Raw genomic sequence first — 25,416 nt, forward strand, 5'->3', positions numbered from 1 at the left:
TACATGGCCAAGAAACAAGAAGCGCAGCCAGTAGTCGAAGTTAACCTCGACGAAGAGCTGCCCAAGCTCAGCAACAAGAACGCGGATTACGTCTTCCGTCTCCGCAAGTTCTTGAAGGAAGAAGGCGTTGACGAGGCGCGCGAAACCGAGATGTTGCAGGAACTGATTCCCGCAATCTTGAAGGATCAAGCAGCCGGCAAGCCCGCGAACACGGTTTACGGTTCACCATCCGTCCTCGCAGACAAGCTGATCAATGCGCCTAAGCAGGCCCCAGCGGCCCAGCCGTTCTGGATTGAAACTACCGACCTGGCATTTTCCTTCTTGGCAATCTTCTCCTTGATTTATGGGGCCATGGGTCTCTTCGCCATCTGGCGGCACAAGACCATCACCCAGAACTCGGGTGGTCTGCTGTCACTGGCCATCATGTCCTTCGTTGCCGCAGCGGCCTTCACGTACTACAGCCGCTGGGCCGAAAAGCCAAAGAATGACCGGCCAAATGGTTTCCTGACGGCCGCCGTGTTCTTCGCTCTCATCATCGTGGGCTCATTCTTCACGACCTGGCTGACTGGGATTAACACGCCAATCACTGCTAGCATGCCATGGTGGGGCCAGTTCATCCTCGCCGTCGTTGCATACGGTGCCCACTTCTTCATGAAGCGGAAGTACAACCTGCGCAACCTGTTCCAGGCGGCAGGGGCAACTCCACGGCCAAAGAAGTAACGCGCGTAAACTAAAAGACAGCTCCCGCTTTTTACGGGAACTGTCTTTTTTAGTTGGTTACTGTTTCTGGAATCCGTGAATGAGCACGTCCATGTACTTCTTGGTCTCGTCGACAAAGTCTTCGAGCTCGGAAATGGGTAGGTGCGGGTTAGCCTGTAGCCGCGCCTTGGCCTTCTCACCGATGATTAGGCTGATGGCACTCATGAGTTCCATGACGGTTTCGGGCTCCACGTCATCACGCAAATGCATGCGCTCGATAACCGGCTTGGTCAACATCGGCACCGAGGTGGTGAGCTGGCTGCTCCATATATTGCCGAGTTCATCCTGCATCTTCTGGGGCAGCGTCGCGTTGTTCGTGTAGGCGGCGATGGCCATGGCGAACTCATCGGGGTATTGCATCTGCAGCTGAATCTTGTACTTCAACGCGGAAGTAATCATGGTGGTGAGGTCGGGCGCGTTCTGCCAGACGGAGTAGTCGGCGACGTCCTCAATCACGCGGTAGGCGCGCTTGACGGTTTCGACGTAGAGGTTCGCTTTGCTGCCGAAATAGTGGAATAGCAGTCCTTTAGACACGCCCGCCTGCGTGACGATGTCGTCGGTCTTGGCGTTTTGGTAGCCACGACTGGCGAAGATGTGCATGGCGGCGCTGAAAATTCGTTCTTCTTTGTCTGGGTCACGCGGGGCAGCCTTGGTCATGATAATCCTTCTTTCAACGGGTGCAGCGATTAACTAATTAATAATCTACAACAGTTTGTAGTAAAATGTCTAATCTTGGGTTAGTTAGTCGTCAGGTCGCGGCGTCGGTAGCCGACGTAAGCGAGGACGATGAGCGCCAGCCCGAGCGCGGTCATCCAGCTGAACGTACCCCAGTTAATGTGGGCAGTGGGCACGTTATTGATCCAGCCGTACGGGGTGATTTTGGTCATCCACTTCGGCAGGTCCATCATCGGGCCGAGGTACAGGGAGAACAGGCCGTAGATAGGCAGAATCCAGACGAACTGCTGAATACGCGGCAAGTACGCTACGATAATCAGCGTGATGCCGATGATGACTAGTAGTGCCGGCCAGTACCCAACGAAGCCGCGCAGGAACCGGGTCAGAGCGATGGGGTGCTTCATGGTCGTGTTCCCGGCCGCGCCCATGCCAATGATGCCGAGGAAAAGCCCGATGGAGCCCGTCAGCAGGCCGACGAGGGTGTAGCTGCCGAAAATTTTGAAGCGGGAGATACCGCGGGCGTGAATCTGTTCCAGGTAGCCTTTCTTCTCGTCGCCGTTAATCTTGAGCAGGGTGATGAGGGCGGGGATGGTGGCCACCAGTGCCACGATGATGCTGAGCTTGCCCGCAAAGGAGAGGATGACGGCGCGGGCAGCCTGGTTGACTGCCGCCGCCCCCATGAGTTTGGTCAATGCTGGGTTGGTCTTCATCAGGTCGCCAACCGTGCCGAAGATGGAACCATAACTGGCACCGAGGATGGGCATACTGATGAGCCAGACGATGATGCTGGTGCGTTCCAGGCGCGTAACCAGGCTGAGGGGACCGGCGAGGAAGACGCTGGCTCGCTTGCGGCCACTACGCTGAGGGAAGACCCCAGCACCGACATCACGTGTGCCGTTCACGAGGAAGGCAATGCCGCCGGTAACCACGGTCGCGCCGAGCATCAGAATGATTGGCGCCCAGTTGTTGTCGACGTAGATGCTAAGTTTTTCAATCCAGCCGAAAATCGTGTACCAGGTGTAGTCGGTGTTCTTGACGTCGGTCCCCATGCGGGCGATGAAGAGTACGCCTAGCAGCAGGTAGCTACTCATGGTTGCCGCACGGCCACTGGATACGAGCTGGGCGATGAGCAGGCTGAACGCCCCGAACATCAAGCCAAAGGCGGCCAGACCCAGGCCGAACAACCAGTCACCTTCAACCGTCGAGCCGGTCATGTTGGCAGCCTGCAAACCGGCCGCTTCGATGATGCCGGCCAGCAGGTTGATCACGATGAGTTCTAAGGTCGCCGCCAGCAGCTGGCTTTGCTTACCAATCGCGTGGGCCCGCACTAACTCCGCCACGCCGGAATCTTCTTCCGCGCGTGTGTTGCGGACGGCGAAGTAGATGTTCATCATTGCGGCGAACAGGCCCATGAAGACCATCATTTCTGCAGCGTAGATAATCGCCGGGTTCGTCTTGACGGCGTCTGAGAACGGACCGAACAGGGAAACCATGGCCGGCGTCTTGAGTGTTTCGGCGATGGAATTCAGCGCCTTTTCCGTTCCGTACAGGCCATCGAATTTGGCGGCGGCCGCACCCATTAACCCGGCCAGACCGAGGATCCAGAAGAATATCCGGAGCCAGTCGCGGCGCAGGTAGAAGCGGGTGAGGAAGCCGCTTTTGCCGAATTTAGCGTTCACTTGAATCACCCTCCTCTTGGTTGTAGTAGCGCAGGAAGAGGTCTTCCAGAGTTGGTGGTGTGCTCTGCAGGCCCACGATGCCGCGGGCGGTGAGCTCGGTCATCACCGTGCCGAGTGCTTCAGAGTCGACGGCGAAGGTGTACTTGTTGTGGGCACCAGCAACCGGCGTGAAGCCGTGAATGGCCTTCATTTCCCCGAGGTCGACAGCCGGCGTGCTCGTGGTGACGGTGATGTTGGTCCGTGACAGCTGGCGCATCTCGTCTAGGGTTCCGGTTTCGATGATTTCCCCGCTGCGGATGATGCCGATGCGGTCACACATGCGTTCCACTTCACTCAGGATGTGACTGGAGAGCAGCACGGACTTGCCGGCTGCCTTCAGCGTTAGCACGTGCTTCTGGAAGACTTCCTCCATCAGCGGGTCGAGACCGCTGGTGGGTTCGTCGAAGATGTACAGGTCGGCGTCGGTGGCAAAAGCGGCGACCAGCGCAACCTTCTGCCGGTTACCCTTGGAGTAGGTCCGGCACTTCTTGGACACGTCGAGTTCGAATTCCTTGATGAGCGTGTCGGTCTTGGCGTCGTGCTTCTGGCCGTTGAGCTTCAGGAACAGGTCGATGGCCTCACCACCAGATAGGTTCGGCCACAGGTACACGTCACCAGGCACGTAGGCGAGGCGCTTGTGGATGGCCACCGCGTCCGCCCAGACGTCCTTGCCGAAGATGGTGGCACTACCGCCTGATGCCTTGAGAATCCCGAGTAGCGTGCGGATCGTGGTTGATTTCCCCGCACCGTTGGGCCCGATGAACCCGAAGACCTCGCCGGGGTTGACGGTGAAGGTGATGTTCTTCAGGGCTTGGAACTTGCCAAAATGCTTTTGCAGATGATTGATGTTCACGACTGGTTCAGACATGTTGAGCCTCCATATAGATAGAATAAAATGATGTCAGTTAATGCACGAAGAAGGCTGCTGCCTACAGTCCAGCAGGTAATCGTGGCCGGGAAAACGCCAGTGCACGCGCGTTTTTCATTCGGCAACCAGAGTGTACACCTGAATTGACTGCTTAGTCAATGACTCATGAGTCAATTTGTTTGTGGGAATTTTGGCGCCGCTGATGGCAGGTAAATTGGTAAAATATTTTGCGCATTTTGCCAGTGATTGGGGAACACTTTTCCGAACATTAGAAATTGACTAAGCCCAGATTATTTTTTATAACGTTCGGCTCTAGTGCCTTGTTCTAATTAAATGTCAGTGTTAAACTTGCAAACAATCAAATAGAAGTGCGTCGGGCAATTGCCTGGCGCATTTCTACTAATATAAGAAAGAAGGATTGATCGTGAGTAATTGGGATACCAAGTTTGCACGCCGCGGTTTTACTTTTGATGATGTTTTGCTAGTACCAGCAGAGAGTCATGTCTTACCGAATGAGGTGGATCTGTCCACCCAGCTCGCTCCAAACATTAAATTGAACGTCCCAATTATCAGTGCCGGGATGGATACCGTCTCCGAGAGCAAAATGGCGATTGCCATGGCGCGTCAAGGGGGGATGGCGGTCATTCACAAGAACATGTCGATTGCCGCCCAGGTTGAAGAAGTGGCCAAGGTTAAGCGCGCAGTGAACGGGGTCATCGGCGACCCAGTTTACCTCACCGCCGACCGGACCGTGAAGGAAGCAGCCGACCTGATGGACGCGGAACACATCTCTGGGGTGCCAATCGTTGCGGGTCACGACGACAAGCGCCTGGTTGGGATTATCACCAACCGCGACCTGCGCTATGTCGGTGACATGTCCGTGGACATCGCCAGCGCCATGACGGACGAAGTGGTGTCCGCACCGCTGGGGACCACGCTTGAAGAAGCCAGCAAGATTTTCCAGGCCAACAAGATTGAGAAGCTGCCGCTGGTTGATGAAGCTGGCCGCCTGTCCGGACTGATTACGATTAAGGACCTTGAACAAGTAACTAAGTACCCGAACTCCGCGAAGGACGCCAAGGGCCGCCTGCTCGTTGCGGCCGCAGTCGGGGTAACCTCCGACACGTTCGAACGTGCGGAAGGCCTGCTGGCTGCCGGCGCCGACGCGATTGTCATCGACACGGCGCACGGCCACTCCGCTGGGGTGCTGCGCAAGATTGCCGAAATCCGCGCGCACTTCCCTAAGGCGACCCTCATTGCCGGGAACGTTGCGACTGCTGAAGCAACCCGCGCTCTGTACGACGCTGGGGTTGACGTGGTGAAGGTCGGGATTGGCCCCGGCTCCATCTGCACCACCCGTATCGTTGCTGGTGTCGGGGTGCCACAGCTAACCGCCGTTTACGAAGCAGCTAGTGTTGCCCGCGAACTGGGCAAGACCATCATCGCTGACGGGGGCATCAAGTACTCCGGCGATATCGTGAAGGCTCTGGCTGCCGGTGGGAACGCCGTAATGCTGGGCTCCATGCTTGCCGGCACCGACGAAGCCCCAGGCCAGATGGAACTCTTCCACGGTCGGCGCTACAAGACATACCGCGGCATGGGTTCACTCGGGGCGATGGAACAGGCCCACGGTTCATCCGACCGTTACTTCCAGGCCGGCGTGAACGAAGCCAATAAGCTGGTGCCAGAAGGAATCGAAGGCCGCGTTGCCTACAAGGGCGCGGTCGGCGACGTGATTTTCCAAATGGTCGGAGGCCTGCGTGCCGGCATGGGTTACGTCGGTGCACCAGACCTCAAAACGCTGGAAGACGACGCCCAGTTCATCCAGATTTCTGGCGCCGGGTTGCGTGAAAGCCACCCGCACGACGTTCAGATTACCAAGGAAGCACCTAACTACTCAGTCGAATAATTTTTGCTAGCGGCAATCCGCGTACATAATCGTGCGCAGGTTGCCGCTTTTTATTTGCGCGCGAACTGGATGCAGGCGGTGCGCGCAATTGTTTTGTGGGGTTCAACAACATTGGCGGCCAGAAACCATTGGCCGTAAAAATGACAGTTTAGTGGTTGTTTCAGGGTGGATTCATGATAACCTGCCCACGAGTTTGCCAGATTAAACGCCGCAACCAAGGCGTTTGCCCGGAAATTGTTTGGGACACCAAAAAAATTTGGGCGAACGCTCAAAATCTATTGCTTTTCAGAAAATTTCGCGTATATTTAATATGGGATTAAGTTGAGCGGGCGCTCAACTAAAAGTGAATTAGCTGATTAATTTGGAAGCCGACACGGTTGAAGTAATCCGGAGTTGTCACGCTGGGAAGTGCGACGGTTCGAACTCGGGTGCGCGCCACATTGATCACCGAATTTCTAAGCCAATAGGAAAGAGGTATAATCATGCAAGCAAATGATGTACACAAGGATGAACAAGGCGGCACGAGCCTTAGCGAAGTTAACGGGACAATCGAGGTTCCGCAGAACGCGGGGTTCTGGAAGACATTCCGCGCATTCATGGGCCCTGGGGTTCTGATTGCGGTGGGGTACATGGACCCAGGTAACTGGATTACGTCCATCGCCGGTGGGGCACAGTTTAAGTACAAGCTGCTCGCCGTTGTTTTACTCTCAAGTTTAATTGCGATGATGCTGCAGGCAATGGCATCTAAGATGGGGATTGTGACGGGTAAGGACCTGGCACAGCTCACCCGGGAACACACCGGGAAAGTCGGGGGCTTCACGCTCTGGATCATTGCCGAATTAGCCATCATGGCCACGGATATCGCCGAAATCATCGGGTCTGGGATTGCGATTCAGTTGCTGTTCGGGATTCCGCTGATTGTCGGGATTTGTATCACCGCGCTGGACGTTTTGCTATTGCTCTTGCTCATGAAGCTCGGGTTCCGCAAGATTGAAGCCATCGTTGCCACCCTGGTGGCCGTGATTCTGGTTGTGTTCGGGTACGAAGTGTTCCTGGCCAAGCCCGACATCGGCGGGATTCTCACCGGGTACATCCCAACGACGAGTATTGTGACGAACCACGGGATGCTGTACCTGACCCTCGGGATTGTTGGTGCGACCGTGATGCCGCATGACCTGTACCTGGGTTCATCCATCTCCCAGACGCGGAAGGTGAACCGCAAGAACCGTGCAGAGTTGAAGCAGGCCGTTAAGTTTGCGACCATCGACTCCAACTTGCAGCTGTTCCTCGCATTCATCGTGAACAGCTTGCTCCTGATTTTGGGGGCGGCCCTGTTCTACGGGACGAAGAGTTCAATCGGCCGTTTCGCCGAATTGTTCCAGTCCCTGAACAACCCCGCAATCGTCGGCGCTATCGCCAGCCCAGTGCTGTCCATGCTCTTTGCCATTGCGCTTCTGTCTTCCGGGCAGAGTTCAACCATTACCGGGACGCTCGCCGGGCAGATTGTAATGGAAGGGTTCATCCGGATTAAGGCCCCAATGTGGGTTCAGCGGCTGGTTACCCGGCTCCTGTCCGTGACCCCCGTGCTGATTTTTGCCTTCATCTACCACGGCAACGAAGCGAAGATTGAAAACCTGTTGACCTTCTCCCAGGTCTTCCTGAGTATCGCGCTGCCGTTTGCGGTGATTCCGCTGGTTATCTTCACCAGCAGCAAGAAACTGATGGGTGAATTCGCCAACAACATGGCCACCAAGATTCTGTCCTGGATTGCCACGATTGTGCTGATTTTGCTGAATATTTACCTGATTCTGCAAACCATCGGCATTCTGTAGTCCAAAAAAGCCAAAAACCGTGGCGCTTGCTGCGGTTTTTATCGTAGGCAGGCGGATATTGCGCCTAAATAATTGAAAGAGGTATGTATGTCTAAAAGTGACGATCAACGCGCCAAGATAGTGGACGTTGCCCGCGATCTTTTTGCTGAAAAAGGCTATGAAGCAACCACCACGCGTGAATTGAATAAGGCGCTCGGGATTGCGGACGGCTTGCTGTATTATTACTTCCCGCACGGCAAACAGGAAATTCTGGACACGATTGTGCGTCAGGGCCTGGAAAACCGGATTAACGAGGTTGCCTTCGATTTGTCGGGTGTGACCACGACGGCAGAGTTAGTTGACCAGCTGTTGCAACTGTTCCGCACGGTTTGGGACCTATTCACCCGTGAGGACAACTACCAGTCCTTCATGATCACCGTGCGTGAACGGATGCTGCTGTCCGACGACGAGTCGAGCTGGATGAACACGGTGCTCGCGGGGATCCAAACGGAAATCATGCAGGCGTTGCGGCCGCACGCAAACTTACTGCCCGGCAGCGAGGCCGACGTGCCCGTAGTTGCCAGCATCATCATGGATATTTTGCAGCGCCATCTGTACGAGGCCCTGCTCATCAGTAACCGCCGCGAATTGTCAGATGCGACGGCGGCGCAGATGCGCAAGGAACTCCAATTTATGTTATTTCAACATTAAACCGCGCGTTAGCCAGCGCCAATGTGCCCGTTTCGGGGCTGCATTGGCGCTGGCTTTTTGTTTCCGCCGCGTACTTTTTAGCTTTTGCATAAAAAATAAAATCAGCACCGCTTTATTGGTAGTTTTTGGTAGAATTGGGGTAGCAATACCACTACCATTCTGATTTGGAAGAGGTTATATCGAAATGAAAATTTTAATTGTTGACGACGATAAAGAAATCGTTGAACTGCTGAGCATTTACGCAACCAACGAAGGCTACGAACCCATTCCGGCATACTCCGGGAAGGAAGCCATCACTAAGTTAGTCACGAATCCCGACATCGCGCTCATGGTGCTCGACATCATGATGCCGAACATGTCCGGGATGGAGGTCGTGAAGGAAGTGCGCAAGGATAGTCAGATTCCGATTATCATTGTGTCCGCCAAGACCGGCGACATGGACAAGATTCAGGGGCTGATTACCGGGGCTGACGACTACGTAACCAAGCCGTTCAACCCGCTGGAAGTGATGGCCCGCGTGAAGAGCTTGCTGCGCCGGAGCCAAAATGCGGTGCAGAACACGACGCCGGACGTTCTCGAAGTTGGCCCGCTGAAGATCAACAAGGATAGCCACGAGGTGGTCACCATCGCGGGCAAGCAGATTCAGCTGACCGCCCTGGAATTCGGGATTCTGTACTTGCTGGCAAGTCACCCGAACCGCGTGTTCTCCGCCGACGAAATCTTCGAGCGCGTATGGCAGCAGGAGTCCATCGTGTCGGCTAAGACCGTCATGGTGCACGTTTCCCACCTGCGCGACAAGATTGAAGAAGCAACGGACGGCGAGAAGGTCATCCAGACTGTTTGGGGCGTTGGGTACAAAGTTGAGGCATAAGCATGGCCAGTGAAAAAATTCACCTCACGACCAAGGAAAAATCTGAACTGTGGGTTGAGGGTCTCGTGACCGTCATCCTCCTTTTGCTACTCAATTTCGCCCTCATCGTCATGATTGACCAGATGATTGTGAGCGATCGGCAGTGGGCCAGTGCCATCTGGACCATCAAGACCACCATTACGTTCGGCGGGAATCACCTCTGGAGTTGGCAGAACCTGTTCATCATCGTGATGGCGGTGGCCGACGTCATTGTCGTCTACTGGCGCCTGATTCGTCGCTACCGGCAGATGCAGCTGCGCCACATCATTGGTGAATTGCACTACATCGCTGAGGGCCACCTGAACCACCGTATTCGCCTTGAAGTGGGACCGGATATGGAGAAGGTTGTCTCCAGTATCAACGCCCTGGTGGATTCGGCGGTGAAATCGATGGAAGAAGAACGCAAGATTGAGGCCAGCAAGGATGAGCTGATTACGAACGTTTCCCACGATATTCGCACGCCGCTGACTTCCATCATCGGGTACCTGGGGCTAATTGAAGACCGCCAGTACCGCACGGAAGCTGAGATGCAGAAGTACGTGCACACGGCCTACCTGAAGTCCAAGCAGATGAAGGTGCTGGTTGAGGACCTGTTCGAATACACGAAGGTGCGCAGTACGACGACCAAGTTGACCTTGGCCAAGTTCGACATGGCCGCGATGCTCGATCAACTTGCCGCCAGCTTCGAGCTTGAAGGCCGCAAGAAGGGCATCGAGTTTGATGTGCACTGCGACCCGACGCCGCTCATGATGGAGGCCGACTCCGAGAAGCTGGGGCGGGTGTTCAATAATCTAATTATTAACGCGCTGAAGTACGGCAAGGGCGCCAAGCACGTGTACCTGAGTGCGGAAAAAATCGGCTCGGAAGTGGTCGTGCGCGTGGCCAACGACGGGCAGCAGATTCCGACCGGTTCGCTCAACCAGCTGTTCGACCGGTTCTACCGCGTCGAAGAAAGCCGCTCGCAGGAAACTGGGGGGTCGGGGCTCGGCCTGGCAATTGCCCAGAGTATCGTGACGTTGCACGGCGGTTATATTTTCGCGGATTCCAACCGCGAGCTGACCTCCTTTGTCATGCACCTGCCACTGAAGACCGGGGTCACGTTGAAGCGCGACGACAAGGAAAGCGTTTAGTTATTTTTCGGCAAAAGTCCGGCACAAGCGTAATCCCGGCATTGTGCTTACTCTAATCCCGTGTAAAATAGTTTATGTATTGACGCGAAGTCTGGCGCGCTGTTAAGGCGTGTCGGGCTAAAAATAGTGCGTTTTCGTGTTCGCCGCTGCGGGCACATAGAGAGGATATAGTGATGAAGAAGTTCTTCCGTACCATCGTGGCCTTTTTAGCCACGATTACGATTGGGGCCACCGTGCTGCCAGCAGCCACAGCTAGTGCGGCGACCGACGGGGTTGAAAGCACGCTGAACCTGAACGCGAAGGCGGCAATCAGTGTTGACGCCAAGACGGGTAAGGTTTTGTACGCTAAGAACGCAACCACGGCATTGCCAATTGCGTCCATGACCAAGCTGATTACCGTGTACTTGCTGCGGGAAGCCATCAAGTCCGGTAAGGTGAAGTGGACCGACAAGATTACGCCGGACCACGAAATCTACAAGATCAGCCAGGACAAGTCTTTGTCAAACGTGCCGCTGCGGGCCGATGGTTCATACTCCGTGAAGGAATTGTACCAAGCAACGCTGATTTACTCCGCTAACGCTGCAGCCATGGAACTCGGGGACATCGTTGCCGGGAGCCAGGACAAGTTCATCGACATGATGAACAAGAAGCTGCAGAGCTGGGGCATTAGTGACGCCACCATCGTCAACGCCTGTGGGCTCGACAACTCTGACCTGGGCGAATACATCGTCACCGGGACGAGCAAGACCGACGAGAACCGGATGAGTGCCAAGGACATGGCCATCGTGGCCCAGAAGCTGCTCACCGACTTCCCTGATGTCTTGGACACAACCAGCATCGCCCACAAGACCTTCCGCGCCGGCACCGATGACGCCACGAAGATGGACAACTGGGACTGGATGCTGCCCGGCCTTGTTTACAACCAGTCCGACCTGAACGTTGATGGCCTGAAGACCGGGACGACCGACGCCGCTGGTGAATGCTTCACCGGGACGGCGACCAAGAACGGGATGCGGATCATCACCGTGGTGCTGAACGCCGGCGGGACGGGTGCCACCAAGCGTTTCCAGCGGACTGCTGAACTGATGCGCTGGACCTTCAGTAATTGGAAGAACATGACGATTGTCGGCAAGAACGCCAGCATCGCGGGGCACAAGACGGTCACGGTCGACAAGGGTAAGGACACCACCGTTGCCGCGAAGACCAGTCAGGCCGTTACCGTGCCCGTACCAACCGCCACGACCAAGAAGGACGTGACGCTTAGCTACAAGGCCGTCAAGAAGACCGTTGCGGCGCCCGTGAAGAAGGGTACCACGGTCGGGGATGTCACTGTGAGCGTGAAGGGCGACACCCTCGGTTACGTCGATGGCAGCGAAACCGGCGTGAAGGTTGCAACCACCAAGACCGTTGAGAAGGCCGGCTTCTTCCGCCTGTTGTTCCGCGGGATTGGTAATTTCTTTAGCAACTTGTTCTAAGCAATAGCATGCACTATCGGGGCAGACTTACGGGTCTGCCCTTTTGTATGCGCCAGTGGCCACTTGCTACGTGTAATTTAAGTTAAATTGGTGCGTGGGTGTTGCCATTTTGGCCGCAGCTAGGCACAATAGCTGTAGAACCTATGCACTGAATTCGTGGTGCTTGTAGGAGGGTGAACATGGAATATTTTGACATTACGCCACAAGGGATGGTGTGGCTGAAGGCCGAGATTGAGCGGTGCAAGGCCAAACGCCCGGCGCTGATCAAACGGGTGGCGGCCGCGGCGGCACTGGGGGATCGCTCCGAGAACGCCGAGTACACGGAATCGAAGCGTGAACTGCGGCACCTCGAAAGCCGGATGCGCTACCTGGACAAGGAAACGCGGTACGGCGAGCAGGTAACGGTCGCAGACGACGGTGTGGCCACGCTCGGCAAGACGGTGACGGTGCGTTTTAGCGATGAGGCCGACGACGTGGATACGTACAACCTGGTCGGGCCGGCCGAGGCGGAGATTTCGGAGGCGAACTTGACCTCGGTTTCCCCACTGGGCGCCGCGATTATGGGCCACAAGGTCGGTGACACCTGCGCCGTTGCGGCACCAGCGGGCACGTACTCAGTGACGATTGAACAAGTGCAACTGATGGGCGATTTCGAATAGCCTTAGCGGTGCAAAGTGGAATCAAGCAGCATATTGGGGAACCGATATGCCGTACGAAAGGATTATTATGGGACTTTCTCTCCAGGCCTGCATTCTCTTACTCAAGGAACACCATTTGCTGAAGAGCAGTGCGGTGCAAAATGATACGGCCGTTGACATGAGCGGGATTGCGTACGACTCACGCAAGGTTGATGGGCCCACGCTGTTCTTCTGTAAGGGCGCGAAGTTCCGGCCGATTTACCTCTCCATGGCCAAGGACAACGGGGCGCTGACGTACGTGGCGGAAAAACCGTACGTGGAAGGCAACGGCCTCAACGCGCTGATTGTGGTGAACATCACCAAGGCCATGGCGATTTTGAGTGCGGCCTTTTACGACTTCCCGCAAGATGATTTGCACGTCATCGCCTACACGGGGACGCAAGGGAAGACCACGTCTGCATACTTCACTCGGGGCATTCTGGAAGCAGCCCACCCGAAGCACGTGGCGCTGTTCTCCTCCATCGACCGCATCGTGGGCCCGGGGGTCGGCGAGCAGTTCCGCTCCGACCTGTCCACGCCCGAAAGCATGGACCTGTTCCACGACATGCGCACCGCTGTCGACAACGGGCTCAGCAACCTGGTCATGGAAGTCTCCAGCCAGGCGTACCTGCGTAACCGGGTCTTTGGCCTTAGCTACGATGTCGGCGTGTTCCTGAACATCGAACCAGACCACATCGGGCCCACCGAGCACAAGGACTTCGCCGACTACCTGCACTGCAAGCTACAGATGATTGTTAACTCGCGCAAAGTGGTGATTAACGCGGAAACCAGCCACTTCGCTGAGGTGTACGCGGCGGCCCAAACCACGACGCGGCCCGACAGTATTTACCTGTACGCATCGGCCACGTTCAAGCCGGCTAGTCCGGACGTTCAGATTGACTTCCGCTACGACACGCACACAATTGGGACCCAGCGCAGTGACTTCACGCTGATTCCGGTGACCAACAAGGCGGTGGCGCTGAATGTCGGCGGCAACTACACGATTCAGGTGACGGGTGATTACAACGAAAGCAACGCGGCGGCCGCCATCATCAGCGGCGGGCTGGCCGGTGTGGATGCCACCACGGCTGCCAACGGAATCGCCAAGGTGACGATTCCGGGCCGGATGGAAGAATACTCCGTGCCAGGTCACGGACACGTCTACGTGGATTACGCGCACAACTATGCCAGTTTGAAGTCGGTCCTAAGCTACCTGAACGCGGAATTCAACAATCCGCGGCTACTCGTGGTCATCGGTGCGACTGGTGATCGCGGTGTGTCGCGGCGCAAGGACTTTGCGCGCGCATTGAACGAGTACGCTGATGATGCGTTCCTGACCACGGACAATCCTGGTTTTGAGAGCGCCGAGTCGATTGTGTCCGATATTCGGGAGGACATCGATGAACAGCGCGTCCACGTGCACGTTGAACTAGACCGCCAGCAGGCCATTACGGCGGCAATCAATGCTAGTGCGCCCGAAGACATTGTCGTTATTGCCGGCAAGGGTGCCGAGAACCGCCAGCGCATCCGCGGCGTGAACACACCGTGGATGACCGATGCGGCGGCTGTGCAGCAAGTCATTAATGCAGAATAATTGAACTAAGTGCGGCGCCAGCAAATTTTGCTGGCGCCGTTTTAATGTGCTCGTAGGCGAAATTAGAACTTCGTGATAGTGCGCGCGCAAATGCACAGAGCGTGAGTTTTTGTTTGGATGGGACGTCAAAAAACCGGTTTTGTGGTCAAAAACTGCAAATTTGAAGGCTAAAACGAACAAAATAAACACTCTTAACCGACGATAAATTAGATAATAATTGGTAGGAACAAATAATAATTAGCGGGGTTCAGTGAAAACTGGCCCCGTTTTGCTGCGGGCTGTAAAACGCGTGGTACCCACGTATATGAGTCTATACCAATCGCTGGAGCGGGCATGATGACGGGCTTTGTCATGACCTGAAATTGGTCTAGGGCAATCGTGGTTCCGTCGAATTTTGTTTTCACGGGGATAAAGCAACAAATTCATGATTGGTACCATCGAAAAACGCTGATATATCAACATTTGTAAAGAAGTGGGTGACCACTACATATTTTTGAAAACATCGCTTACACGCGTTAGATGCCCGGTGGTATCGTGTTTTGGTTTACGGGGTTAGAAAAAGTTTGTAACGCTTTCAAAATTATTGGTCTTTTTTTGTGAGCATATATACCAAAAAGGATTGCTAGTAATTGATTTGGCTGATATATTGACGGTGTTCATTCGAAGCCGCGTCAGATGGGCACGCTTTAAACATTTCTTTTACGGACATTTTATTGGTCTATCTGTACCAATTTCTGCAATAATTTCAGAAAATATCCATATTTGCAAATTGGTCAGGTTGACGGTATTTAAGAATACGTTTACACTGCTTCTGGTTGGTACCAATACCAGGAGGTGAGGACAAATGGAACAGGTAGAGCAACCACTACACGAGCAACTGGTCAACCAGCTGCGTGACCGGATCAAAACCCGGATGGTGCCGCACGAGCAGATTCCGGCCGAGCGCATTCTCGCTGAAGAGTACGGCGTCAGTCGGAACACGGTGCGGGCGGCGCTTGCGAAGCTCGAAATGATGGGCCTGATTTACCGCCGTCGCGGCCGGGGCACGTTCGTCGCGAATCCGCTGGTTGAACCAACGAACTTAGCCGACACGTACAGCTTCACGGAACAGATGGAGGAACAAGGTCGCCGGCCATTTTCGCGGGTTATCTACCTGGAACATTTCCCCGCCACCAAGTACATTGCGGAACAGCTCAACATTCCGCTGGGGACGCCGGCTTACAAGCTCAAGCGTCTGCGTTGTGCCGATGGCGTACCGCTGATGGTCGAGCGGACATTCTTGCCCGCTGACCGGTTCCCGAAGCTGACGCCGACGGACATTGAACGTTTTGGCCTGTACGCGGCCATGCTGCAGAAGTACGACTCACCGGTCCTCGATGCACGCGAAGCATTCTACGCCAGCCTCATGCCGGACAAGGATGCCGAGCTGCTCGAAGTGCCCAAGGGCTCGCCCAGCCTGAACGTTCAGCGCACCAGTACTGGGGTTAACGGTGAAATCGTTGAGTTTACCCTCAGCGTGACCCGTGCCGACCAATTTGTATATCGCGTGTTGCATCACGGTGCAGGGCGCGGCTCAACAACCTGAGCGTTGGCGAGTGAAGTTTGACCCGATCGTAGGGAAGATATAGGAGGACTAGTTGTGTTTGCAAAATCAACGGAAGAATTAACTGAACTTGGCGCTCAGATTACCACTAAGGAAATCAAGCAGCAGCCAGAATTATGGGAAGAGGCATTCGACAACTACTCAGCACAGAAGTCAGCCATTGCAACGTACTTGCGCAAAGTAATCGATGAGGCAGATGGCCAAGTAGTCCGCGTGATTTTCACCGGTGCCGGCACCAGTGCTTACACGGGTGACACCGTTACGCCTTACCTGAACCGTCACGGGGACCGGAAGCACTTCCGGTTCGAATCAATCGCGACGACCGACATCGTTTCGGCGCCATACGACTTTTTGGAGCCGGACACCCCAACCGTGCTGGTATCATTCGCCCGCAGTGGTAACTCTCCTGAATCCGTCAAGACTGTGGAACTGGCTGAACAGCTCGTCCACAACCTGCACCAGATTACGATTACTTGCGCCCCAGACGGGAACCTCGCAAAACACGCAACTGGCGAAAGTCGGAACCTGCTTCTCTTGCAGCCAGCCGGGTCCAACGACAAGGGCTTTGCGATGACGGGGAGCTTCTCCTGCATGGCCCTCACCGCACTGCTTACCTTCGATCAGGCCGATGAAGTTGCTAAGGCTGATTACGTGGCCACCATCGTCAACATGGGCCACGAGGTGATTTCCCGCGAAGCCGAAATCCAGGCGTACATCGCCGGGGACTTCGACCGGATTACCTACCTTGGCTCAGGTAGCCTTGGTGGGCTCACCCGCGAAGCACAGCTCAAGGTGCTCGAACTGACTGCCGGCAAACTGGCAACCATCTTCGACACGTCCATGGGCTTCCGGCACGGGCCTAAGTCCTTCGTTGATGGCAAGACCCTCGTCTTCGATTTTCTCAGCAACAACCCATACACCCGGCAGTACGACGTCGACGTGATGGAAGAAATCAACGGCGACAAGATTGCCCAGCGTGTCGTTGCGATTGGCACCAACCAGGAGAACAACTTCTCCGGTGATAACTTCGCCTTCGCTACCGGCGACACGGCGCTGCCAGAAGCCTACCAGGCCCTGCCAGACGTGATGTTCGCCCAGACGCTGGCTCTGCTGAGCTCCATCAAGGTGGGCAACACCCCTGATACTCCATCACCAAGCGGCACCGTTAACCGGGTCGTTAAAGGGGTAATCCTGCACGATTACGCAGGCTAAATTAATTTGGATTCCACGCCATTAAGGCAATTATTTATTCGTAAAGCCCGGTAAACACCGGCTTTACATCGTAGGTTACGGGTTAATACCTTCGTGATTGAACCAGATCATAAGTGGAATTGAAGGTAGTAACCCAAGTTAGCGGACAACATGGCGGTAAACGTTATGCGGTCTGCTCCAAGGAGGAATGGTCATGGCAATTATTGCAACACGTATTGACGGCCGTTTGGTTCACGGTCAAGTTGCTAACCTTTGGACCACCAAGTTGCAAGCAACCCGGATTCTGGTTGTTGACGACAAGGTGTCTCAGAGTGCAATTGAGAAGAGCGGTTTGCGGATGGCAGCACCAACCAGCGTGCGTCTTTCCGTATTGCCAATCAAGACTGCGGGCGAACACATTTTGGCGCACAAGTATGACTCACAGAAGGTCTTCATTGTCGCTAAGACGCCAGCACCACTGCTTGAATTGGTCAAGATGGGTGTGCCAATCGACGAAATCAACGTCGGTAACATGTCCCAGACAGACGAAACACGTTCAATCACACGTTCAGTTAACGTTGTTGATGAAGACGTGAAGAACTTCGAAGAGCTCGACAAACTCGGCGTTCACCTGATTAACCAGATGGCCCCTGGTGACACACCAGTAGAGTTCATGCCGTTGCTGAAGAAGTAACAGAGCGGCGGGTTTTGCCTGCACGCTCGACTACGAGCAGAGCCTGTCCCCGTCATGGCGGGATAGGGCTCGACTAAAGGAGGAAGAACAATGCACATTGTATGGTGGCAGATTTTACTCATCACGCTGTACGCCGGCTACCAGATTCTCGATGAATTGCAGATTTACTCTTCATTGAGTTCACCAGTTGCCGCTGGTCTGATTTCCGGGCTGGTCATGGGTGACGTTAAAGCCGGTTTGATTATCGGTGGTGGTATGCAGCTGACGATTCTTGGGGTTGGTACTTTCGGTGGTGCGACACGTATTGACGCGAACACCGGGACACTGATCGCCGTAGCATTCTCAGTTGGTGCCGGCATGAACGCTCAGGCTGCGATTGCCGCAGTTGCCGTTCCTGTTGCTAGTTTGATGGTTTACATGGATATTCTTGGTCGTTTCACCAACACCTTCTTCGCACACCGGATTGATGCGCAAGTTGAAAAGATGAACTACAAGGGTATCGAACGTTACTTCGTTGCTGGTGCGCTTCCATGGGCACTTTCCCGTATGATTCCTGTATCCCTCGGGCTTGCACTTGGTGGGACCTTCATTGGTAACCTGGTTAAAGCTCTGAACGGCCCTTGGAAGTGGCTTGGTGATGGTCTGTCCGTTGCCGGTGCCGTACTGCCAGCCGTTGGGTTCGCTATCTTGCTCCGTTACCTGCCAGTAAAGAAGCACTGGCCATACCTGATTCTTGGGTTCATCATCACCATGCTGATGTCCACCCTGTTCACCGATGTCCAGACTCTTGGTGCCGGCCTCACTGCTGCATCCAAGGCATTCACAACCGGCTTCAACGGTCTGTCCATGCTTGCGATTGCATTCATCGGTTTGGCACTTGCCGCAATCAGCTACCAGCGTGCAGTTAGTGCACCAAAGGCTGTAGCAGCATCCAGCAATGCAAATTCTAGCGAAACGGGGGAAATTGAAGATGACGAACTCTAAAAAGCCTACCTACAAGCTGACTGACAAAGACTTCAATCAGATTAACCGTCGTAGCTTGTTCGGATTCCAACTGGGTTGGAACTACGAACGTATGCAAGGTTCTGGTTACCTGTACCACATCCTGCCACAACTGCGGAAGATCTACGGGGATGACACCCCAGAACTGAAGCAGGCAATGAAGATGCACACCCAGTTCTTCAACACTTCCAACTTCTTCAACACCATCATCACTGGTATTGACCTGGCTGTCGAAGAAGAACAAGGGATTGACGGGGCTGAAACAGTTTCCGGTATGAAGACTGGGCTGATGGGTTCCTTCGCCGCAATCGGTGACTCCATCTTCGCTTCTCTGATTCCAGCTATCTTCGGGGCGATTGCCGCAACGATGGCTTCACAAGGTAACCCAACTGGTCTGTTCATTTGGATTATCGCTCAACTTGCTGTCAACGTATTCCGTTGGGTACAGCTCAAGATTGCTTACAAGCAGGGGGTTTCCCTGGTTACCACGATGCAGCACCAGCTGTCCGCTTTGACTGACGCTGCTACCTTGATGGGTGTCTTCATGGTCGGTGGCCTGGTTGCTACCATGATCAACGTTAAGATTGCCTGGGCACCAACCATTGGTTCCGTGCCACTGAACCTGCAGAACAACTTGGACATGATTCTGCCAAAGATTCTGCCAGCAATCATCGTTGGGATTATCTACTGGATGCTTGGTAAGAAGAAGATGACCTCCACCAAGGCAATCTTCATCGTGCTGATTGTATCCATCGCACTGGCTGCACTTGGTGTAATTACCAAGGGCTAGTAAAAAGATGGGGCGGACGCGTTAGACTTAGGATTGTAATCGATCCTTAACGGGGGTCTGACGGGCGGCGCTCCGAGCACCACTATTTCCAGTTTCATCAAGGAGGATTTCGTTATGAGTGAATTGGTACTAATCAGTCACGGCTTGTTTTGCCAAGAACTGAAGAAGAGCGCAGAAATGATTATGGGACCACAGGACAACATTCACACGGTTGGCCTGCTGCCAAGTGAAGGCCCAGAAGACTTCCAGAAGAAATTGCTGGACGAAATTGACGGCTTGAGCGACTACACCGTTTTTGCCGATCTGATGGGCGGCACACCTTGCAACGTGGCTTCCCGGATTTTGATGGAAGGCAAGGCAAGTTTCGACCTGTACGCCGGAATGAACCTACCAATGCTGATTAGCTACATCAATGGTGAGATGCTGGGCATGGAACCAGCAATCGTCAACGAATCCAAGGATGGTATCGTTCACGTTAACGATGTGATTGCGGGCATCGGCTGATAGTCAGTAGACTGCAACCACCTGCTTAATGGATTTGAGTACAAACAAAATCGCATGCACCACAACATGAGAGAATGAGAATGCGGGGCCGGGACGGTTGTCCTGGCCCCGCGTTGTTTATCCGCGGTGAACATTAAGCGGTGGTAGTGTTAGAATTATTATGAAAGCGCAACAGTCTGGCTGCTTGGTTGATTGCTGGGCGCAAGTGTTTAAAAGATTGGAGAATATTGCAATGAGTTATTACATTCACGCGGCTAAGTTCTTCCTGAAGAACGTGACCGAAAACGGCGGGTACCTTGAAATCACGGATGACGGCAAGTTTGGGGACTACTACCCCGCAAGCCAGAAGCCAGAAGGTGAGATCAAGGACCTGGGTGACCAGTGGATTGCCCCTGGTTTGGTTGACACGCACATTCACGGTTTGCTTGGCCACGACGTAATGGACAACAACTGGGATGATATCCAAGAAATGAGTGAAGGTCTGCTTTCTTGTGGGGTAACCTCATGGCTGCCAACCACGCTGACCGGTTCCTTTGACCAGCTGAACGCCGTATGTAAGACCATCGGCGACCACAAGGGTGAAGAAGACGGCGCCAAGATTCAGGGGATTTACTTCGAAGGTCCTTACTTCACCGAAGAACACAAAGGGGCCCAGAACCCTAAGTACTTCAAGGACCCATCTGTGACCGAGTTCGACGAATGGCAGAAGAGTGCCAAGGGCTTGCTGCAGAAGATTGCGATTGCCCCAGAACGTAAGGGTGCGGTTGCCTTCACTAAGCACGTAACTCAGTCCGGCAAGGTTGTTTCCCTGGGCCACTCCAGCGCCACCTTTGAAGAAGCCAAGGCCTGCATCGAAGCCGGTGCCTCCGTCTTCACCCACACCTTCAACGGGATGAGTGGTCTGAACCACCGCGAACCCGGGATGGTTGGGGCTGCGATGTTCACGCAGGTAGTGGACGATGAACTGATCTGCGACGGGCACCACGTACGTCCAGAAGTTGCTGCTTCCCTGATCCGCGAGAAGACCCCAGAACACGTTGCACTCATCACGGACTGCATGCGTGCGGGCCTCATGCCTGATGGCGACTACGTACTGGGTGAATTCCCAGTTGTCGTTAAGGACGGCATGGCGAAGCTGCGTGACGGTGCCCACAGTCTGGCCGGCTCCATCCTGAAGCTGAACGACGCCATCAAGAACGTGGTGGACTGGAACGGCAACACGCCTGAAGAAGCAGTTCTGATGGCTAGCTACGTACCAGCGAAGTCCTGCAAGGTTGCCGACAAGTGCGGCAGCATTCTGCCTGGCCGCGATGCTGACTTCATCGTTTTGAAGCCAGACATGTCCCTGGCCGCAACGTACCTGAATGGTCAGTCACGTTACGAAGCATAGGCATTGCAACAAAAAAGCTTCCGCAGTTTAATTGCGGAAGCTTTTTTCGTGTTTGGAGTTAGTTGAGCTTGAATTCTTGGCTAGGGACGTTCTTGGTCCCGCCACCCAGTTCAACGTACTTGCGGTCGTTCGTTGTGGCAATGGTGAACTTGTCCTTGCCGAAAATCAGCTTGGAAACGGCAACGTTCTTGATGAACCCGGCATCATCAGGCATGCCGATAGAGTTAAGGAACAGCCAGATGATGGCCCCGTGCGCCACCACGAACACGCGGTGCTGGTGCTCACGTTCAGCCGTTTCGCCAATCTTGGTCAGGGCTGCGGTGAAGCGGGCGATGCTCATCTTGGCGTTTTCGGCGGTGGCCTGTCCGTGGTGGATATCGAGAATCCGCACGAGGTCGACCATCTGCTTCATGTTCAGTGAATCGACGTTGGCAATCCCGGCGTCCTTGAGCATCGCGCCGAGTGCGCCTTGCCGCTGGGTTTCGGGTTGACCGTCGAACATGCCGAAGTTCTGTTCGCGCAAACCAGACATTTGGGTTACGGCAAGCTTGTTGCCCGAAGCGGTCAGTGCGAGCTGGGCGGTGTCAACGGCGCGGCCGAGGTCGCTGGAGTATGCGGCGTCAAAGTGCACGTGTTCCTGTGCGAATCCGCGGCCAAGTGCCTGGGCGTCGGCAGCCCCGCGTTCGGTGAGGTTAGAGTTGACGATGCCCTGGACGACGCCCTTAACGTTGTACTGCGTTTCACCGTGTCGTGTGAGCCAGATTTCTACCATGCTGAAGTCCTCCTATAGTGTGTTTGCCGCAAGGATGCGGCACTGCGATTTATTTCCTAACCCTATCGTCGCATATCTGGCCGCAAATGTGAACGGACGGATAGTTAATCGTGGTCACGGGTGCTCGCAGGTTGGTAAGGGTAAAAGTTTGGCGAGATTGCGGGGGTTGCGTGACTTTTCCACTTACTTATTGTAAGATGAACGTGTAAATAAAGTACGGCTAAAAGGATAATCATTGGAGGCAACGGGAATGATCTTGCATGGTGTACCACAGAACATGAATGAAGTGAACAAGTTGGTTGCAGACGGAATCGCCGGGGATGCAGATACGGTAATCAAGGCCGGCCTGCAGAACTGGGCGCAGGAATTGCTGGATGAAGGCACCGAGGGCAGTTACTTCACCGCCAAGATTGATGGGACCCAGCTGCACATCACGGACATGATGGGTGCGGAGGTCGCCACACCAACGCTCGGCGGCCAAACGTACATTGAGTCGTTCAAGGAAGATGCGGCGGGCACGTTACTCAGTATTCAAAACGCCATACGCGCACTGATTGACAGCCACCAGATTCAGCTGTAACTAGCATCTGTGTGCAGCAAAAAAACGCCCCGGGGATTGAGCCCGGGGCGTTTGCTAATTAGTAGGTTTTAATTTTGTTTAATGGCCAGTAGCGGAAGACCACGGTGGATTGAATGTCCTTCTTACCGATGAAGCCGAACGCGCGGCCGTCGTGGGAAACGTACCGGTTGTCCCCCATCACGAAGTACTTACCCTTGGGCACCGTGGTGCGGTGGGTTGAGGAGAGGGTCTTCAGTGAGAAGTCGTTGGTGAACTTCAGCGCATTGACGTTCACCCCTTGCTCGCTGGCGGAGTCTTGCAGCTCCTGCTTGATGAACTTCTGGCTGAGGTAGGACTGCTTGACCTTTTTGCCGTTGATGTAGAGCTGATCGTTCTTGCTCTCAACGGTGTCTCCAGGCATGCCGATGACCCGCTTGATGTAGAGTTCGCCGGGTGCGGGGTTGTCAACCTTGGGCGCGTACAGCACGACGATATCGTTGCGCTTTGGCTTCTTCATGCGCAGGGAGATTAACCGGTCTCCGTTATTGAGCCCGGGCTCCATCGATGGCCCCTGAACGACATCCTTGCTGACGACGAACCGCATGAGCAGCATGGTCGCGGCGAGTACCGCAACGAATAGGGCGATAAACTGCAAAATAGATTTAATGTAATCGTTCTTATTTGACGCCAATGGATTAATCCTCCAACTATAGTTGTGATAATCATACCACATGTGCTAACGTGACGGGTGGAGACAAGTGCGAATATTCGCCTAATAGTTAAGCGCGCATATATTCGCACGCCCAGTTTTGCGTTAGAATTATTTAACGTTAATGAACACGGACAAGATTTTGGACAAACTGCGGGTCACTTGACGCCAGAGACCAATTCTTAAGGAGACAAATAATGAGTATTTTGACGGTAACGGGCCTGAGTCAGCGGTTTGTTGATAAGCAGCTGTACACGGACGCCAGTTTCCAGGTGAACAAAGAAGACCATTTGGGGATTGTGGGCCAAAATGGTGCGGGGAAGAGTACGCTAATCAAGATTCTGACCGGCCAGCTGGAGCCAGATGCCGGGAAGATTGTGTGGCAGAAGCACCTGCACGTGGGGTACCTTGACCAATACGCCAACCTGACCCCGGGCCAGACCATCGGTGACTTCCTGAAGACCGCCTTTGCGGATTTGTACGCTAAGGAAGCGAAAATCAATAAGATTTACGCTGACTACGCTGAGAATCAAGACGATGAGTTGCTTGAAAAAGCTGGTGAGCTGCAGCAAGAACTCGAAGCACGCAACTTCTATGACATCGAGACCCAAATTGAGACGGTTGCTAGTGGGCTAGGCTTGCTCGCAATTGGTCTGGATCACAAGGTGGACCAGCTTTCTGGGGGCCAACGTTCCAAGATTATTTTGGCCAAGTTGCTGCTGGAAGAACCCGATATGCTGCTGCTCGATGAACCAACCAACTACCTGGACAAGGACCACATTGATTGGTTGGCCGACTGGCTGCAGGAGTTCGAAGGTGCCTTTATCGTAATTAGCCATGACTACGACTTCTTGCAGCGGGTGACCAACGCAATTCTGGACGTCGAGTTTGCGACGATTACTAAGTACACGGGTAGTCTGAAACAGGCGATGCGGCAGAAGGCGGCCAACGCGGAGACCTACATGAAGGCTTTCCACAAGCAGCAAGAAATGATTCAAAAAACGGAAGCGTACATCCGTAAGTTCAAGGCCGGCAGTCGCAGTAACTCGGCGAAGAGCCGGGAGAAGCAACTGGCGCGCGTTGATCGCCTGACCCCACCTGGCAACCGGGCACACGCGAAGATTGGCTTTCCGTTTGTGGAACAGAACAGTCAGGTGCTGGTCGACGTGAACGACCTGGTTGTTGGGTACGACAAGCCCCTGCTCAGCCCGATGAACTTTACCATCTCCGCCGATGAGGTTCTGGTGCTTGAAGGGTTCAACGGGGTCGGAAAGTCGACACTGCTGCGGACAATTCTGGGGTTGCAGCCCGCAATCAGCGGCAACGTCGAGATTGCGCAGAACGTGGTCTTTGGTTACTTCGAACAAGAACTGAACTGGAAGGTCCCGAAGCAGACGCCGCTCCAGTTCATGATGCAAAAGTATCCAGCAGCTAACCAGCGGACGCTGCGCCAGGTGCTCAGCCGGACCGCGTTGACTCGTGAAGAAGCAGACAAGCCCCTGATGCTTCTTTCTGGTGGTGAACAGAGCAAGGTGAAGATCGCCGACCTCATGATGCAGCCCACCAACCTGCTGGTAATGGACGAACCGACCAATCACCTGGACGACGACACGAAGAATGCGCTGCGTCAAGCACTAATTGACTTCCCCGGCGCCGTCATCCTGGTTTCCCACGAAGAGGGCTTTTACGATGATAGTTGGGTTGATACCGTGGTGAACGTAGCGGCAATGCGCGTCGAATAACTAATGCACGCGCTGAATTAGTCAGCAAATGGTGTGCTGTTTAGCCAAATTAGCGTTGTGTTTGCAGAAATTTCTGGCTTACATGCGCGGCGAGTAATATGTGCACTCTATATAGAAGTAAATGTAAATTAACGCTTGTGAAATCGGCGGTACCCACTCGGTGCCGTCGTTTTTTATGAAAAAAGGTTTGACACACCCCTGCACACGCGGTACTATATTTAAG

At 54.3% G+C, this 25,416-nt stretch carries 23 protein-coding genes; 18 read left to right on the forward strand and 5 right to left on the reverse strand.

Features of this window, described 5'->3' with window-relative positions; all coding sequences use genetic code 11:
- Positions 1–3 precede the first annotated feature (3 nt).
- Complete coding sequence (locus FC18_RS04710) at positions 4–720, forward strand: DUF1129 domain-containing protein (RefSeq protein ID WP_054678816.1); 717 nt, start codon at positions 4–6, stop codon at positions 718–720.
- 57 nt (positions 721–777) lie between these two features.
- Here FC18_RS04710 and FC18_RS04715 read toward each other — a convergent pair whose 3' ends face one another.
- The 3 genes from FC18_RS04715 to FC18_RS04725 all read right to left on the reverse strand — a co-directional run bounded on the left by FC18_RS04715 (position 778) and on the right by FC18_RS04725 (position 4,020).
- Positions 778–1,416, reverse strand: coding sequence for a TetR/AcrR family transcriptional regulator (locus FC18_RS04715; RefSeq protein ID WP_056975597.1), 639 nt, complete (start codon positions 1,414–1,416; stop codon positions 778–780).
- 80 nt (positions 1,417–1,496) lie between these two features.
- On the reverse strand, positions 1,497–3,113 hold the full coding sequence (locus FC18_RS04720) for an ABC transporter permease (protein ID WP_056975599.1): 1,617 nt from the start codon (positions 3,111–3,113) through the stop codon (positions 1,497–1,499).
- Positions 3,103–4,020: an ABC transporter ATP-binding protein gene (locus tag FC18_RS04725; RefSeq protein WP_056975601.1), complete on the reverse strand. Its 918-nt coding sequence runs from the start codon at positions 4,018–4,020 to the stop codon at positions 3,103–3,105. Before FC18_RS04725 ends, FC18_RS04720 begins: the two co-directional genes overlap by 11 nt.
- Positions 4,021–4,444: 424 nt before the next feature.
- Between FC18_RS04725 and guaB the strand changes: the two genes are divergently transcribed.
- From guaB to nagA, 15 genes are all read left to right on the forward strand, one after another.
- Positions 4,445–5,929 (forward strand): IMP dehydrogenase, encoded by a 1,485-nt coding sequence (gene guaB / locus FC18_RS04730; RefSeq protein ID WP_056975603.1) that lies wholly within the window; start codon positions 4,445–4,447, stop codon positions 5,927–5,929.
- A 482-nt stretch (positions 5,930–6,411) separates the two neighbouring features.
- On the forward strand, positions 6,412–7,761 hold the full coding sequence (locus tag FC18_RS04735; protein WP_056975605.1) for an Nramp family divalent metal transporter: 1,350 nt from the start codon (positions 6,412–6,414) through the stop codon (positions 7,759–7,761).
- Positions 7,762–7,848: 87 nt separating this feature from the next.
- Positions 7,849–8,451: a TetR/AcrR family transcriptional regulator gene (locus FC18_RS04740; RefSeq protein WP_054678830.1), complete on the forward strand. Its 603-nt coding sequence runs from the start codon at positions 7,849–7,851 to the stop codon at positions 8,449–8,451.
- A gap of 184 nt (positions 8,452–8,635) precedes the next feature.
- Complete coding sequence (gene croR, locus FC18_RS04745; RefSeq protein ID WP_054678833.1) at positions 8,636–9,322, forward strand: response regulator transcription factor CroR; 687 nt, start codon at positions 8,636–8,638, stop codon at positions 9,320–9,322.
- A gap of 2 nt (positions 9,323–9,324) precedes the next feature.
- Complete coding sequence (locus FC18_RS04750) at positions 9,325–10,491, forward strand: sensor histidine kinase (protein ID WP_054678836.1); 1,167 nt, start codon at positions 9,325–9,327, stop codon at positions 10,489–10,491.
- A 173-nt stretch (positions 10,492–10,664) separates the two neighbouring features.
- Positions 10,665–11,966: a serine hydrolase gene (locus FC18_RS04755; RefSeq protein ID WP_056975607.1), complete on the forward strand. Its 1,302-nt coding sequence runs from the start codon at positions 10,665–10,667 to the stop codon at positions 11,964–11,966.
- 179 nt (positions 11,967–12,145) lie between these two features.
- Positions 12,146–12,625, forward strand: a complete 480-nt coding sequence (gene greA / locus FC18_RS04760) for a transcription elongation factor GreA (protein WP_056975609.1) — start codon at positions 12,146–12,148, stop codon at positions 12,623–12,625.
- A 67-nt stretch (positions 12,626–12,692) separates the two neighbouring features.
- Positions 12,693–14,237 (forward strand): UDP-N-acetylmuramoyl-L-alanyl-D-glutamate--2,6-diaminopimelate ligase, encoded by a 1,545-nt coding sequence (locus tag FC18_RS04765; protein ID WP_054678841.1) that lies wholly within the window; start codon positions 12,693–12,695, stop codon positions 14,235–14,237.
- Positions 14,238–15,081: 844 nt separating this feature from the next.
- Positions 15,082–15,822, forward strand: coding sequence for a GntR family transcriptional regulator (locus FC18_RS04770; RefSeq protein WP_054678844.1), 741 nt, complete (start codon positions 15,082–15,084; stop codon positions 15,820–15,822).
- 54 nt (positions 15,823–15,876) lie between these two features.
- Positions 15,877–17,052, forward strand: a complete 1,176-nt coding sequence (locus FC18_RS04775) for an SIS domain-containing protein (protein WP_056975611.1) — start codon at positions 15,877–15,879, stop codon at positions 17,050–17,052.
- A 193-nt stretch (positions 17,053–17,245) separates the two neighbouring features.
- Positions 17,246–17,725, forward strand: a complete 480-nt coding sequence (locus FC18_RS04780; protein WP_054678850.1) for a PTS sugar transporter subunit IIB — start codon at positions 17,246–17,248, stop codon at positions 17,723–17,725.
- Between the two features lie 90 nt (positions 17,726–17,815).
- Positions 17,816–18,709 (forward strand): PTS mannose/fructose/sorbose/N-acetylgalactosamine transporter subunit IIC, encoded by an 894-nt coding sequence (locus FC18_RS04785; protein WP_054678853.1) that lies wholly within the window; start codon positions 17,816–17,818, stop codon positions 18,707–18,709.
- Entirely contained in the window at positions 18,696–19,517 is an 822-nt protein-coding gene (locus FC18_RS04790) for a PTS system mannose/fructose/sorbose family transporter subunit IID (protein WP_054678856.1), read from the forward strand. Before FC18_RS04785 ends, FC18_RS04790 begins: the two co-directional genes overlap by 14 nt.
- 114 nt (positions 19,518–19,631) lie before the next feature.
- Positions 19,632–20,021 carry a PTS sugar transporter subunit IIA gene (locus FC18_RS04795; protein WP_054678859.1) on the forward strand — a complete coding sequence of 130 codons (390 nt, stop codon included), beginning with the start codon at positions 19,632–19,634 and terminating at the stop codon, positions 20,019–20,021.
- A 232-nt stretch (positions 20,022–20,253) separates the two neighbouring features.
- Positions 20,254–21,411 carry an N-acetylglucosamine-6-phosphate deacetylase gene (gene nagA / locus FC18_RS04800; protein ID WP_054678862.1) on the forward strand — a complete coding sequence of 386 codons (1,158 nt, stop codon included), beginning with the start codon at positions 20,254–20,256 and terminating at the stop codon, positions 21,409–21,411.
- Between the two features lie 58 nt (positions 21,412–21,469).
- Here nagA and FC18_RS04805 read toward each other — a convergent pair whose 3' ends face one another.
- Positions 21,470–22,183, reverse strand: a complete 714-nt coding sequence (locus FC18_RS04805; protein ID WP_054678865.1) for a histidine phosphatase family protein — start codon at positions 22,181–22,183, stop codon at positions 21,470–21,472.
- 250 nt (positions 22,184–22,433) lie between these two features.
- Here FC18_RS04805 and FC18_RS04810 point away from each other — a divergent pair, with 250 nt between their 5' ends.
- Entirely contained in the window at positions 22,434–22,763 is a 330-nt protein-coding gene (locus FC18_RS04810; RefSeq protein ID WP_056975613.1) for a hypothetical protein, read from the forward strand.
- A gap of 58 nt (positions 22,764–22,821) precedes the next feature.
- On the opposite strand, the gene lepB is transcribed toward FC18_RS04810, so the two are convergent.
- A complete protein-coding gene (gene lepB / locus FC18_RS04815; RefSeq protein WP_054678869.1) occupies positions 22,822–23,433 on the reverse strand; it encodes a signal peptidase I in 612 nt (203 codons plus the stop codon).
- A 215-nt stretch (positions 23,434–23,648) separates the two neighbouring features.
- Between lepB and FC18_RS04820 the strand changes: the two genes are divergently transcribed.
- A complete protein-coding gene (locus FC18_RS04820; protein WP_054678872.1) occupies positions 23,649–25,193 on the forward strand; it encodes an ABC-F family ATP-binding cassette domain-containing protein in 1,545 nt (514 codons plus the stop codon).
- The last annotated feature ends 223 nt before the right edge of the window (positions 25,194–25,416 follow it).

It is taken from the genome of Lacticaseibacillus sharpeae JCM 1186 = DSM 20505 (assembly GCF_001436225.1).
Classification (GTDB): Bacteria; Bacillota; Bacilli; order Lactobacillales; family Lactobacillaceae; genus Lacticaseibacillus; species Lacticaseibacillus sharpeae.

Coding starts and splice junctions, on each gene's coding strand:
- FC18_RS04710 (WP_054678816.1), top strand. CDS start 4: ATGGCCAAGAAACAAGAAGCGCAGCCAGTAGTCGAAGTTAACCTCGAC.
- FC18_RS04715 (WP_056975597.1), bottom strand. CDS start 1,416: ATGACCAAGGCTGCCCCGCGTGACCCAGACAAAGAAGAACGAATTTTC.
- FC18_RS04725 (WP_056975601.1), bottom strand. CDS start 4,020: ATGTCTGAACCAGTCGTGAACATCAATCATCTGCAAAAGCATTTTGGC.
- FC18_RS04735 (WP_056975605.1), top strand. CDS start 6,412: ATGCAAGCAAATGATGTACACAAGGATGAACAAGGCGGCACGAGCCTT.
- FC18_RS04740 (WP_054678830.1), top strand. CDS start 7,849: ATGTCTAAAAGTGACGATCAACGCGCCAAGATAGTGGACGTTGCCCGC.
- croR (WP_054678833.1), top strand. CDS start 8,636: ATGAAAATTTTAATTGTTGACGACGATAAAGAAATCGTTGAACTGCTG.
- FC18_RS04750 (WP_054678836.1), top strand. CDS start 9,325: ATGGCCAGTGAAAAAATTCACCTCACGACCAAGGAAAAATCTGAACTG.
- FC18_RS04755 (WP_056975607.1), top strand. CDS start 10,665: ATGAAGAAGTTCTTCCGTACCATCGTGGCCTTTTTAGCCACGATTACG.
- greA (WP_056975609.1), top strand. CDS start 12,146: ATGGAATATTTTGACATTACGCCACAAGGGATGGTGTGGCTGAAGGCC.
- FC18_RS04765 (WP_054678841.1), top strand. CDS start 12,693: ATGGGACTTTCTCTCCAGGCCTGCATTCTCTTACTCAAGGAACACCAT.
- FC18_RS04770 (WP_054678844.1), top strand. CDS start 15,082: ATGGAACAGGTAGAGCAACCACTACACGAGCAACTGGTCAACCAGCTG.
- FC18_RS04780 (WP_054678850.1), top strand. CDS start 17,246: ATGGCAATTATTGCAACACGTATTGACGGCCGTTTGGTTCACGGTCAA.
- FC18_RS04785 (WP_054678853.1), top strand. CDS start 17,816: ATGCACATTGTATGGTGGCAGATTTTACTCATCACGCTGTACGCCGGC.
- FC18_RS04790 (WP_054678856.1), top strand. CDS start 18,696: ATGACGAACTCTAAAAAGCCTACCTACAAGCTGACTGACAAAGACTTC.
- FC18_RS04795 (WP_054678859.1), top strand. CDS start 19,632: ATGAGTGAATTGGTACTAATCAGTCACGGCTTGTTTTGCCAAGAACTG.
- nagA (WP_054678862.1), top strand. CDS start 20,254: ATGAGTTATTACATTCACGCGGCTAAGTTCTTCCTGAAGAACGTGACC.
- FC18_RS04805 (WP_054678865.1), bottom strand. CDS start 22,183: ATGGTAGAAATCTGGCTCACACGACACGGTGAAACGCAGTACAACGTT.
- FC18_RS04810 (WP_056975613.1), top strand. CDS start 22,434: ATGATCTTGCATGGTGTACCACAGAACATGAATGAAGTGAACAAGTTG.
- FC18_RS04820 (WP_054678872.1), top strand. CDS start 23,649: ATGAGTATTTTGACGGTAACGGGCCTGAGTCAGCGGTTTGTTGATAAG.